Annotated in this window: 10 protein-coding genes; 3 read left to right on the plus strand and 7 right to left on the minus strand. The window is 43.8% G+C overall.

All coding sequences use genetic code 11. From position 1 onward, the window contains the following. Positions 1-53 precede the first annotated feature (53 nt). Positions 54-1703, minus strand: coding sequence for an ArnT family glycosyltransferase (locus tag LAY57_RS12450; RefSeq protein WP_249066957.1), 1650 nt, complete (start codon positions 1701-1703; stop codon positions 54-56). A gap of 197 nt (positions 1704-1900) precedes the next feature. Here LAY57_RS12450 and LAY57_RS12455 point away from each other — a divergent pair, with 197 nt between their 5' ends. Next, on the plus strand, positions 1901-3256 hold the full coding sequence (locus tag LAY57_RS12455) for a sensor histidine kinase (RefSeq protein WP_249066959.1): 1356 nt from the start codon (positions 1901-1903) through the stop codon (positions 3254-3256). 4 nt (positions 3257-3260) lie between these two features. Here LAY57_RS12455 and LAY57_RS12460 read toward each other — a convergent pair whose 3' ends face one another. From LAY57_RS12460 to LAY57_RS12480, 5 genes are all read right to left on the minus strand, one after another. Further along, on the minus strand, positions 3261-4346 hold the full coding sequence (locus LAY57_RS12460) for a substrate-binding domain-containing protein (RefSeq protein WP_249066963.1): 1086 nt from the start codon (positions 4344-4346) through the stop codon (positions 3261-3263). A 34-nt stretch (positions 4347-4380) separates the two neighbouring features. Then, entirely contained in the window at positions 4381-5892 is a 1512-nt protein-coding gene (locus LAY57_RS12465; RefSeq protein WP_249066965.1) for a mechanosensitive ion channel family protein, read from the minus strand. A 27-nt stretch (positions 5893-5919) separates the two neighbouring features. Further along, a complete protein-coding gene (locus tag LAY57_RS12470; RefSeq protein WP_249066968.1) occupies positions 5920-8073 on the minus strand; it encodes an adenylate/guanylate cyclase domain-containing protein in 2154 nt (717 codons plus the stop codon). A 345-nt stretch (positions 8074-8418) separates the two neighbouring features. Further along, positions 8419-9450 carry a glutaminase A gene (glsA, locus tag LAY57_RS12475; protein ID WP_249066970.1) on the minus strand — a complete coding sequence of 344 codons (1032 nt, stop codon included), beginning with the start codon at positions 9448-9450 and terminating at the stop codon, positions 8419-8421. A gap of 171 nt (positions 9451-9621) precedes the next feature. Further along, positions 9622-10377, minus strand: coding sequence for a MinD/ParA family ATP-binding protein (locus tag LAY57_RS12480; protein ID WP_249066973.1), 756 nt, complete (start codon positions 10375-10377; stop codon positions 9622-9624). A 615-nt stretch (positions 10378-10992) separates the two neighbouring features. Here LAY57_RS12480 and LAY57_RS12485 point away from each other — a divergent pair. Next, positions 10993-11592, plus strand: coding sequence for a Nif11-like leader peptide family natural product precursor (locus LAY57_RS12485; RefSeq protein WP_249066975.1), 600 nt, complete (start codon positions 10993-10995; stop codon positions 11590-11592). Positions 11593-11974: 382 nt separating this feature from the next. Here the strand turns inward: LAY57_RS12485 and LAY57_RS12490 are convergent, their stop codons facing one another. After that, positions 11975-12220 carry a hypothetical protein gene (locus LAY57_RS12490; protein ID WP_249066977.1) on the minus strand — a complete coding sequence of 82 codons (246 nt, stop codon included), beginning with the start codon at positions 12218-12220 and terminating at the stop codon, positions 11975-11977. Between the two features lie 22 nt (positions 12221-12242). Between LAY57_RS12490 and LAY57_RS12495 the strand changes: the two genes are divergently transcribed. Then, the gene (locus tag LAY57_RS12495) at positions 12243-12905 is read left to right on the plus strand and encodes a Nif11-like leader peptide family RiPP precursor (protein ID WP_249066979.1); all 663 of its coding nucleotides are present in this window, start codon (positions 12243-12245) and stop codon (positions 12903-12905) included. Positions 12906-13158 lie beyond the last annotated feature (253 nt).

A 13158-nucleotide genomic window follows, 5' to 3' on the forward strand; every position in this document is an offset into this window, starting at 1 on the left:
CCACTCTCCCACTCTCCCACTCTCCCGCTCTCCCCTGCGCCTGTACATAGTTTTCAGGAATTAGGATCTCGTGCGATCAGTGTCCAAGTGGTTTTTTTGTCCTGGGGATCTGCGACAGCAACAGCACCAAAGGATTTCACGTACTCTAGGCTCAGATTTTTGATGAAGTCTTCCTCAAGTAGTAAGTAGGGATGAGGTTCTTGTTCCCAAATTTTTTTGAGGTCGTCAGCAGAAGCGGGGATAATTTGGCGATCGCTATAAAAATTTAATGAAGGGCGAAAGTATGGGTAAGATGTATAAATCTTCTCCCCATCTGGGATATCGCTTTTGAGGATCATCTCGGCAACTGGTTTAACTGGATAAGCTTCAGCCAATTCCCAAACCCAATGCTCCGAAGTCATCAGTAATATTAGGGATACATAAGTGCCCCACAACAAAATGGCTATAAATTGAAGGTCGCGACGAATCACCAGGAAGGCTGCTAGAGTCATGGTTAGGGCGGTTGCGGCCAGTATAATCTGTAAATCTAGTTCGGGTTTTGAAGCGAAAAAGCCAAAGTAAATACTTCCAGCCCAAGCAACTAAAGCCAACAGGGCTAAAATAATGCTCCAAGCACGGGGATAGGATTTTGTGCTGGGCCAATGCCAAACTTCTGCTAAATAGGCTCCCAGTCCTAATGCTAAAGCTGGGTAAATCGGCAAAACGTACCAGGGGAGTTTTGTTGTCATTGCGGAGATAACTAAGAGGTAGACGCCACTCCAAACCAGCACTAACTTAGCCCAGCCGAGATTGCGATTTGACCAAGCAAAGTGCAAACTCGGTGGCAAAAAAAGCAGCCACGGCCAGTTGTATTTCAAGATTTCCAGGAGATAATACCAAGGTGGCCCTGCGTGATTTTCCAGGGGTGCCCAAATGCGCTGCAAGGATTGGTTGACGAGCCCTTCATTGAGAAATCTTTGGCCGTAGTGTAGAAATTGGGCACCATACCAGAAAGCGACTGGGAGGCTGCCGATGATGATGCCGCTGCAAAAATAAATAGATGTGAGCAGTCGGGGTGTATCCCAGATCAGAAATAGTAGTGCGATCGCTCCCAATAATAACCCCAAAATTCCTTTAGTCAGGCAAATCAACCCGAAACCAATGCCGACGCCCAAGCAATAACGTAAGTTGCGGCGACTGCGTAACAGACACCATACCATAAATAGAAAAAAGCACAGCACAGCCCCATCTAGCATTGCCAAGCGCCCGTGACGCACTACAGGCAGCAAGGTTAGGTAAATCAAGGAACAGAAAATAGCTTCTAGGCGGCGGGGAAAAATTTCGCGACCGATGCCATACAGCAGGGGTACAGAGAGAGCAGTTAAAATTGTACCTGGAAGGCGAGTTGTCCATTCGTTGACGCCCCCAACTGAGTACGCCCAAGCAATTAACAGATGCACCAGTGGTGGCTTGTTAATATAAGGTTGACCCCCCAGGGTCGGGTAAAGCCAGCGCAACTCGCCAGTCGGTGCTAGCCAAATGTTGCGGGCTACTTGAGCGACAATTCCCTCATCCCAATCTCGCAGGGGTAAACCGCCCAGATTGATTGTATAGAGGATAATTGCCGCTATTAGCAATCCCAAGACCCATAAGCGGTCAATTAAGGTTTCGTGGCGGCGCAACCAGTTTCCCGGTTCACCCGACCTAAAAAGTTTACCGTACATAGTGATCTAGCTCACAGTAAAAGCCACTTCGTCTCACAGACTATTGAGATAGCCATAGTCAGATATGTTAGGACAGTATTGAGCTATTCCCCGCAAGGAAGCGACTGTGTTTGCACTCAAAACTCAGGACTCAGGACTCAGGACTTTGCTATACATAGTTTGTAATAAAAATCGGTGTTAAAGCACAGCAAAAATTTATGTTGTTAAATAATAATTTTTTGGCCTTGGCTCACGGTGTAGCAGACTCTCGAATTGAGTTGCTGGGCGGTTTTGCCAATGTGACAATTGCTTGCTGTTACTTTGCGATTAGCACACTTATCATCCTGGGTTTATGGCGTAACCGTCAAGGGGGGATTGATTTGTTTGCGGGCGTAACAGGCGGAATATTTTTCAGCTGTGCTGCTGGTCATACGTTCCATGCGATGGGGTTTTTCGGTTTAGGACACATAGGATTTTGGCAAACTGTCGTTGATTCGCTCACGGTTGTCCCTGCGATCGCTTTTTTGAGTTTACACAAACGCTACAGCTTATTGATTGGCTCTACGCAGGTACTTCATTCTCAAAAAGAACTGCAAGAACGAAATGCCGAACTGGAGAAAAAGGTAGATCAGCGCACGCAAGAATTACTGCAACAAAATCAACGCCTCCAAGAAGCTTTTAGCGAGCTACAAAGGATGCAGTTGCACCTAGTGCAAACCGAAAAAATGTTTATGCTAGGTCAGATGGTATCGGGCATTTCTCATGAAATCAATAATCCGATTAACTTTATCCACGGCAACATACCTTACGTTGAAGGCTATGTGCAAGATATTTTGAAAGTTTTAGAAGTATACCAGTCGAGTTACCCAGATAACACAAATTCCGTTCGGGAAGTACTGGAAGAAGTCGATCTAGATTTTGCGGTTGAGGATTTACCTAGAATTATTAATTCTATCAAACTCGGCTCTGAAATCATTCGCGAACTGGCAATCAGTTTACGTAATTTTTACCGACTTGATGAATCGGAAATGAAAAAAACAGATTTAAATGCAGGAGTTGAAAGTACGCTATTACTGCTGAAGAGTCGTTACATACAAAAAATAGAGATTATTCGGCAATACGGTGATATTCCCAGCGTGGAATGCCATGTCAATCAATTGAATCAGGTGTTTATGAATCTGCTTTGTAATGCAATTGATGCGTTGCTAGAAGAAAAGGACGAAAACGTGCAGCCGCTTAAGCATAAGCAGATTGCGATCGCAACTAAGCGAATCGGAGATGACCGGGTAGCCATCAGTATTTCAGACAATGGTTTTGGGATTCCTCCAGAAATTATAGAGCGGTTATTTGAGCCTTTTTTTACTACGAAACCTATCGGAATCGGGACTGGTTTGGGTTTATCGATTTGCCATCAGCTTGTCACAGAAAACCATGATGGCAAAATTTATTGCCAGTCTGTTTTAGGTGAAGGAACAACTTTTACGGTAGAGTTACCGATTAGTCGGATGAGCGACTCTAAAATGACCCTTAAAACTAAATTGAAAGAAGCAATAAAGATTGCTGTTGATGTTTAAATTATTAACTTTTATTCGTTTGGATAACAAGTCTTTCTAATCCCATAGCTTTCAAAAGTTTAACTTTTGCTTCATCAAGTTCCTTTTGACTGGGTGGGAAGTAGCCAACGTTCACGATCTCTTCATTAACATGGCTCAGGTAAAAGTTTATAAACGCAGCTACCTGCGGCTTTTTGCTAATAATATTGGCATCTGAATAAAGGAAGATGGGACGATTCAGAAGGTATTTCTCATTCTTTGTAGATTCACCATTTGGAGCGATGCCTTCAATTGAGAGAAGTTTCAATTCTTGAGCATTTTCTGGATAGTAAGCATAACTAAAAAAACTAATGGCGTATTTATTACCAATAACGCCGTCAACTAGGTCACCGTCACTGCGACTGAATTTTGTATTTAACGAATTTAGAAGCGGTTTTATATCGTTATTGAAAACGCGATCGACAAAAAAGTTGAAACTTACGGATTCCGTGTCGCGAACAAAGCGCTTAATCCGTTCGTTAGGCCATTTAGGGTTGACATCAGACCACTTCTCGGCGGTAAAGATTGCCGCCAATTCTTTTAAGGTGACATTGGTAAGAAAATTATTCTCTTTATTGACAGCAACAACTAGCGCATCGGTGCCGACGCGGAACTCAATGGGGATACGACCCTTGGCAGCACAAGCTTTTACTTCCTCATTTTTAATCCGACGAGTTGAGTTGGCAATATCTGCCTTCCCTTGTTGACAAAAGAGCTTTAAACCAGCCGTTGAACTAACACTTTCGATATTAATAGTGTTTCCATAACCTTCTTCAACAAAGCGATCGTAAATTGCCTTAATCAGGGTAAAAACCGTGGAACTACCCGCGATATTAATGTCGCCTTCAACTTCTAGGGGGTCTACTTCCGGTAGTTTGATGCTACCTTCATCGGTGGTCTTTTTGACAGCTACAGGTGTTGTTGGGGTAGGCTGTTCTTTTGGCAATGAATTTACAGATTTGTTTTGTACAGGTGCTTGAGTTGGTGTAATTTTAGCAGCGGGTGGATTGGGTTGGCTAGAGCAACCGCCAAAGAGTAGAACAAAAAGGATAATGCACGCTCGTCGATCCATTCTAGTAGACCTTTTAAGTAATTTCCGTCGATCGCTAATTTAAACCGTCTGTAAGCCGGTTTATGAGTGGATGCCTTGCCTTACCGTTATCTGGGGTGTCTGGGTTGGAAAGGTTTTTAGTTCCTCTTGCTAAACGTGCAGCTTTTCTCCGTTCTTCTACAAATTGGTTCATCTCCAAACTAAACTTGGGGTTTTTCTGGGCAGTGTTAAAGACTGTATCGGGTTCGATCGCAATAGCCTTCAAGTCATCGATGACTGTGACGGATGCAAGGCTGGGTTCCCCTCGTAAAAGCACCATTTCGCCAAAAAAATCACCCTTGGACAAGCGATAAATTTCTTGTTCCTGGTTATGAATATCTGTGACCGAAAGCAGAACGCTACCATCCATAATTATGTAAAATCCAGTATCAAATTCTCTAGCTTCAACAATTTTTTCGTCTGTTCCGTAATATTCCAATGTGGCATTTTGGGCAAGTGTGTTGATGACTTCGCGTTCCAGAGAAATGAAATAGGGGACTGTCTTCAAGAATTCTAAAATTTCCTGTTGGTGATCTTTCGGTTGGATATCTTTAACGTTCCCATCATATTGGATACTTATCGGGAAAGGCATCGTCAAATTGTTACGTTTGGCAACGTAATAAATGCGTGACATCACTTCATAGCGAGCTGTTTCTAAGTCAATAAAGTCCTTAATGTAAAATCTCACTTCGTAGTTAATAGAATAATCTCCATAGGATTTAATTCCGATTTCTGGCCCAGGTTCGGACACGATTCCTTTAGTCGAAAGTACAGCACTTCTTAGCACCCCTTTGACACGGTTGGGCGGATCGTCATAGGAAAATGCTACCTGAATGCGTTCGGCGTGTAAGGGGTCTAACATCGTGTAGTTGTAGATCGTTTCTTTTCCCAAAACGCCATTAGGGATAATCACAATATCTTTGTCTTGCGTTTTCAAGCGGACAGCCCGCCAGTTGATTTCGATTACCTCTCCTTCAAGCTCTTGAAAGCGAATCCAGTCACCCAATTTTAAAGGAGACTCGAAGATGAGCAAAAACCCAGATACTAGGTTACTGAGTGTGTCTTGTAGTGCCAGCGCAATTACGAGGGAACCAACTCCCAATGCTGTCAGTACGCTACTCAAGTCTACTTTCCATACATCGCCGAGAACATAAGCACCGATGCCTATAATGATCGTGGTACGGGCAAATTGAAACAATAAATTGGGGACGTGAATCTGCCAAAAGTGTTGTTTTCTGCTCGTTGTCAGCACTACGTTCAGCAGAGAAATAGAAGTGTAGACGGCTGCAAACCAGAAGAGGGTTTCGATAACCCGCAAGGCTAGATCAGATTCTTTGAACCCCAGGATTTCCCGCATCACCAACAGGATTGCTAATGGGGGCAAAGTCCAGCGGCGGAAGTTACGAAAGAAGTGCGTTAGTGGATTTCTGTGGCGCTGCAAACGTTCGATCGCTTCTCCAAGGGCAACGCTTAAAAGCGGAAATCCAACTATTAAAATCAGTCCCCAAATTAGTGTCGATCGGTCCATCAGACTGTTACCTTTCTGTCGTTACACTTACCTTAAGTCTTTGATTGCTTCGTCAGTGCTGTCTTCGATCCCCCAATCATCCATATCTAGGCCGACTGAAAGGTTGTCGATCAAGTCTTGCAACCCTCCTTTCCTCAAAACCCAAGTTGTTAAGTTGCCTTTTTCTTCAAATTTGATGTTTTTATCTTTCTCAAAAGAATAGAGGTCTTGCAGGCGATCGCGCAATTCTTGGGTGACTCGAATTGTGTTGGGTTCGGCGTGAGCGTTCAACTCGTTGGCTAGGGCTAAAGTTTCACCCCAAAGATCGTAGTTAAGCTTTTTGGTGCCGATAATGCCTGCCATAACTGCACCGGAATTAATGCCAGCAGATAAACTCAGCTTAATTCCCAAACGATTGTTGAAATTGTGCAACACATCCATTGCTTCCAGGGCAAAATCTACGGATCGTTTTGAGTGATCCAGACGCGGTTTTGATAGCCCGCAAACTGCTATATAGCGCTCGCCAATGGTTTTGAACATCTCTACATCGTGGTTGGCGGCTGCTTGGCTCAACAGATCGATCAGTTGGTTCAGCAGGTCGGCGACTTCTCCAACCTCCCGATTGGCACCTAGTTTTGTCAACCCAAAGATGGTGGCAGACATCACGGTGACTTGTTCGATCCGATCGGCAATTCGATCTTCGCCTTTTTTCAGTCGCTCTACTACTTTACTGGGCAAGATACTCAACAGGAGTGCCTCATTTTCGCGGTTTTTTTGTTCCAACAGATTGGTCTGATTGTGAACGCCGTGAGCCATTTCCTTGACAAGCTGTCCTAAATCGCCAAATTCATTGCGAGAATTCAAGACTTCCTCAAAACTTGTATCTTCCTGACCGACTTTCCGAGCGCCTGCAATCATTACCTCAATCGGTTTAACAAAGCTGTGAGCGGCAACATTGGCTAAATAAGCAATCAGCAGGACGAGAATGACAGTCGCGATAAAGAGGTCTCTTTGCAGGGCGTAGACTGGCTGATAGGCTTCAGACAAATCCATCTCCGCGATAATCCCCCAATCTAGACCTTCAAGTTTGAGCGGCCCGTAGGAACTCAGAACCGTTCTGCCGCGATAGTCTTTAATGATTGTAGTTCCTTCGGTGCCTGCGATCGCTGCTTGTGCCGATTTAGTATTTACCTTCTGCAAGAGAATCGAGGTGCCGAGCCGCTCAATTAATTGGATATTGTTCTCCGGCGTACCGATCGACTTCAAGGCTGCCTGATACCGTTTAGGATCTTCAATCAGAAAACGGGAAACAGAACGCATCAACATATCCGATCCTATCATGTAAGTCTCTCCCGTATTGCCCAACCCATTCTGCTTCCAGTTTTTATTACCAGTCAGGACGTTGTTGATTTCATCAACTGGCAATTGGATCGCCAAAATACCGACAATGTGCGGGCCGTTATAAATCGGGCCAGCGATGAAAGCGGCGGGTGCCATATAGGAAGGACGATAGGGTTTGAAATCGACAATTTGGATCGCCCCTCGGTTTGGGCTTTTCTGCACTGCCGCTACAACTTCTGCCAGATTGCTTTCCTTATAAGGGCCTTTTTCTAGGTTGCTGCCAAAATCGGTTTCCTTATAGACCGTGTAGGCAACTTCCCCTGTCTTGAAATTGATGAGTAAAAAATTATAGTAGCCAAATTTCTTAATTAAATTGCGGAATATTGGGTGATACTTGCTATGAAATTTGCTGTATTCGCTGCCGTCTTGTGCATCCAGCAGTTCGTCTTTTTTGCCGACAGGATTTGTGTTTTTGGCGATGTATTGATATTGGAGATATCTGGCGGGTTGAGTGTAAGGACGATAGGTTTCAATGTCAGGAGCGCCTGGGATAACTTTGGCGAGTCTGGAGAAAAACTCTTTTTTGTAATAATCCTCGATCGCTGCATTCCATTCGGGTGCAATGTACTGCTGATCCAGTTCTCTATACGCTCTGTTGAATTCGACCATTGCGGCGACAACCATGCGATCTTCACAAAGCGTTTCAACATGATGGCGCATATTTTTGAAGTAGGATTCGATCTGGTATGCCTTGGATGCACGAACGCTCGTTAACTGATTGGAAATTTTATCTTCAATAGCACCCCGAACCTTGCTCCAGCCAAGGTAGCCGATCGCTATAATCGAACTCAGGCTAGCCATCAGGAGCATGATCTGAAGTTTGGATTTTATACTGAAGCGGTTGAATATTAGCATGATATAGCTAGGGACTAGGGGCTAAGGAAGCGGGAAGAGAGAAAAGGGAAAAGGAGTAAGGGATGGAAGTACCAGAAGTAAGAGTTGGAGTTATCCTAACCGACGAGAGCGGTGCTAAGCTGTCGCGCATTTAAATTTTACTCGCTCGTCGGGCAAGATGCCCATCCCACAAGAATCTTATCAAAGTTGACTGTAAAATTAGATGCACAGCAGCTTATATTTTGCACCTTTTTTAGCAGAGGTTCTGAAAAATTTACGGCTGAGCCGGACAGATCAGCCGTATTTAAGAGATTACCAAAGATCGGCTGAATCTCCACCTTCGATCAAGTCTTTCAAGACGTGGGTTGGTTTGGCGACGTTGAACAAATGCAAACCAAAGTCTTTTGAGAGGTCTTCGCAAACTTTGATGCCTCTGACGCTATTTCCCTTGGCATCTAGGGGTGGGGAAAAAGTGCCGATTCCCAGCTTTCCGGGAACGACGGCTGTAATCCCTCCTCCCACGCTACTTTGAGCAGGCATTCCCACTCGGTACATCCACTCGCTAGAGTAGTCGTACATACCGCAAGTGAGCATGACGCTGATAACATCCTGAACGTAGCGTTCGTCAATGGCTCGTTCTTTAGTAATTGGATTGATGCCACAGTTAGCAAGGGTTGCAGCCATCATTGCTAAGTCGTGGGCATTTACTATAATAGAGCATTGCTGGAAATAGAGGTCGAGGGTTTCTTCGATGCGATCGCTCACCATGCCAAAATTGAGCATGAGATATGCGATCGCGCGGTTCCGATTTCCCGTTGCTTTCTGGGATAGAAAAACCGGGACGTTAATATCGTGCTTTCGTCCGGTATAACTGCTGAACATATCGAGGATGCGTGTCAGGCGTTCGGTCGCCCCATCTCCTTTGATTAAATCGGTGGTTGCGATCGCACCTGCATTTACAATTGGGTTATAAGGACGATTTGTTTTTTCATCTAAAACAATCGCATTAAACGCCTCTCTTGTTGGCTCAACACTCACCTTGCTATTCACATACTCTCGACCCCAATCTTCCAGTGCCAAACCATATACAAATGCTTTGGAAATCGATTGAATTGTGAATAACTTATCGCCATCTCCCACCTCAAACACCTGACCGTCAGATGTCACTACGCAGATGCCAAAATCCTCCTGTTTAGCTAACGCCAATTCCGGTATGTAGTCCGCAACAGCACCTTCATCGAGGGATTGATACTTGTCACACAGATCGTTCAGATAGGAACGAAACGGCGAAGTTACCGATTGAATCGAATTGGCGAAAAATTGCAAATCACCTGTGTCAACCATAGCTGCCTTTAACAATTTTTGATTTTATTTCAGATTAACCTCATTCACAGATCCTGAGTTGAGCAAATTTGGCTCTTTTGGAGTTGCTATGCTTTTGTTCACTCTTAAGAACATTTTTATTTCTTTTCCCCTCTTCCCCTCTTCCCCTCTTCCCCTCTTCCCCTAGCCCCTTTATTCCATAATTCGCTGCGCCACCTTCCTAAACTCCTGACTTATGGGATGATCCGGGTATCTCAAACAGAAGACACCCTCACTCGCCAGCTGAACGAGATCTTCTGAGAGCGGAAAGATCCCCGCTACAGGTGCGTCATAACTTTCCTCAATTTTCTGCTTCAAAGCGTCAACATTAAGTTTGCTGTGGACTTTATTCACCGCTAGCAGCAGTTTGCGGACTTTTAGTTGCCGCGCCACATCTACTGTTACCGCCGTACCTTGATAGTCCTGTTTGTCGGGACGCAGAATCAAGATCAAAACATGAGAAATTGCGATCGATAAAAAGGTTTCTTTTGACAATCCTGGGTGGGTGTCAATAAACAGGTAATCTAACTGTAGATTTTTTACCAGCTTGCGAAACCCATCATTGAGCAATCTGACATCATATCCATCCTTCAAAACCCTGGCGATATCATCTGCTCTCACACTAGAGGGAACCAGAAAAAGTTTGCTATCTCCGCTTAGTCCCACATTGGCGCTAACATCATACGCAGCTTCTTGGATTTCACTCTCGCCCCAAAGATAATTATTGAGAGTCTTGTGCATATTTTCCGGGTCTAAGCCGAAAATATTATGTATTCCAGGGGAAGGAACATCAGTATCAACCACACCCACCCGATTTCCTTGCTGAGCAATGGTTGTAGCCAGATTTGCTGTAAAGTTGGACTTTCCGGTGCCACCCCGATAGGAGTGAACTGACACGACTTTGGGCACTTCAGTAACCTCTCAGCAATTTCACTTAAAAGCAAATTTTATCTCAAAATACCACTTATTTGGGAATAATAACCAATAATAAGCGGTCGTCCTAGCATAAGTACACAAAAAATCTGGTCATAACGACTACCTAACTAATACGGAGACGCAGGTAGGTACGTTGTTGCGCTTTAGCGCTAAAAGAGCGCTAAAGCGCAACAACGTACCCATAGTTATTATTCAATTAATCTCCCTCTTAAAGTAGATGTAGCGCAACCTAGAGCGATGACAATTACTGTATATAGCGTATTGCCCAAAGTACAAAAAAATCTTTATCGATCCTTTATATAGATCGCACGTAAATTTACCTGAAATTCATCATACTGTTCTGGAAATGAGTTAGTTTATTAATTGAGCTATATAGGGAATACAAAAATAAAATTTTCCCATGATTCTGGTATTCCCCTCTTTTCTATCTAAAATGTGTCCGTCCCAAAACCAATCTTGATAAATTGTTTTTTTTGGTTATCGTCTCCTCTTTTAGCATTTCAAATTTGATTTGGCAAACCACTAGCTGGATCTGCAAATTAGCTAAACGTAAGAATGCAAGTCGCCGATCTTAAAAAGGAGTAATTTATGTCAGAAAATCTCACCCAGGCAATCAACGCTGCAAATTTATCAGAGCGAGAGTTACGCTTTATCAAAGCTCAACAAGCTATCGATAATCTTCGTAGGGATATTGAGCAGAATGAAGCCCTAAAATCGCAATTAGAAACCGCCCAAAACCTGGAAGTATTTTTCAAAATTGCTGCTGAGAATGGCGAGAAGTTTACGGTTTCAGACCTGCAAACGATCGTGGACTGGTCACTAGAGAATACAGAAGCCAACTCCGATGAACTCGACGACTATGAACTGAGTGAAGATGATTTAGATATGGTGGCTGGCGGTGCTACCAAAGCAAGGGCAATGTCAATAAACAGTTATTGGCATGATAAGGGTATTATCGTAGATGGGAAGTCTTTCCACCTCACATACCAATCGTTGCAAATGCGATCGCAATTGGTCACGGCTGTCCAAAATATGGAGATATGGGAGTGGCTGGGGAATGGCAAGGTGAGGGTGAGTGACAGCGACGGAATATATGGTTCCTACGAGATAAGCAATATGTCCTATGACGGAGATGTCAACCCTCTAGAGATAGATAAATTAAATACGAGTATCTACGAACTTTTCTAAGAGGCTGTTTGAATTGTTCTGAACTCCCAGAAACCCGGTTTCTGGGAGAAACCGGGTTTCTTTGGGCCTTGAACTCCCAGAAACCCGGTTTCTGGGAGAAACCGGGTTTCTTTGGGGCCTGAACTCCCAGAAACCCGGTTTCTGGGAGAAACCGGGTTTCTGTTGACAACCAACTAAGTATATGTGTAAAATTGTGATAAATTTTTGTGCGTATCTCGACTTGACAAAGTAAGAGAGGTTGGCGGTTAACATTTGGCGTTTATTTAGGCCCATTTGTTCGGAAAAAGTTTACAGGCCAATCCAACCAAAATTTGTCATAGTTTTTTTTGCTTTTAGAGTTTTTGTCAATCCAGATCTCGACGGACAATATAATTCGTATATCCTACAGCCGATCGGCACTCAAATAGTCTATAATGGATCTACTGTGGGGATGACGATCGATACCTCGAATACAACTTATTGGCAGAATTTCTAAGAGGCTGTTTGTCAAGAAAATTCGTTCTTTCGGGTCAAATATGCTGTAGTAGCACAGGATCATTAAAATCTTGGGATTGCCAACATATTGATGATGCCGTGCTACTACAAAATAAACAGGCTCTAAATTCCGCCGATATGGTAAAGGATGCAACTACTAATTGACTAAATATTTCATGCAGTTTACCAATATGAAGCAGGAGTTACTCGTGTCACAGCAACCGATCCAGCCTATCAATGCTGAGGATTTACCCATTGAAGAGTACAATTTTGTTAAGGCTCAACAAGCGATATACGAACTATGTCTAGCACTTCAACAAGATGAGGCGCTCAAATCGCAACTAGAAACTGCTAAAAACCCTGATAATTTTATCCAGGTTGCTGCCGAACTCGGCTATGATTTCACGGTTTCAGATTTGGAATTTGCCATGCGTTGGGCGCTGGAAAAGACAGATCTCGACTCCGATGAATTCGATGACTACGAACTCAGTGAAGAAGATTTAGAAGCTGTGGCGGGTGGAACGGGTCGTGCAAGAGCCATGTCAGTGAATAGTTATTGGCACGATACTGGTATTTTAGTCAACCAACAATGTTTCCATTTAGTCGAACAATCGACAGACGCACGAAGCCAAATGGAAGTTGCGCTTGAAACGATGGAACTGTGGGTATGGAAGGGTAACAACACAGTCGAAGTATTCGATCTCGACGGAAAAGTTAGTCCGTACAAAATAACTGGCATCACTTATAATGGGCTTGCCTTGAGTTTATTACAGAACACATCGGGTAAAGAAACTTACTCCTCTGGTGGTATAGGTAGTATAACTGGTCTTCTTCTTTAGAGGGTCGGCATCGGGTGCATCTCATTTTTGCATAACAGAATTGTCGGTTGGAAAAGTGGGAAAAGTGGGTAATATAGCTAATTAAGATAGCGCTGAAGCGCAACAACGTACCCATTACAAAATCTTAGGTATGTAGTTGCGCTTCAGCGCTCTTGACTCCTTTCGGGCCACAAGTACCGATTACCCATTCCGAACCAAATCTTAGGTATGTAGTTACGCTTCAGCGCTCTTGACTCCTTTCGGGCCACAAGAT

The organism is Argonema antarcticum A004/B2, assembly GCF_023333585.1.
Classification (GTDB): domain Bacteria; phylum Cyanobacteriota; class Cyanobacteriia; order Cyanobacteriales; family Aerosakkonemataceae; genus Argonema; species Argonema antarcticum.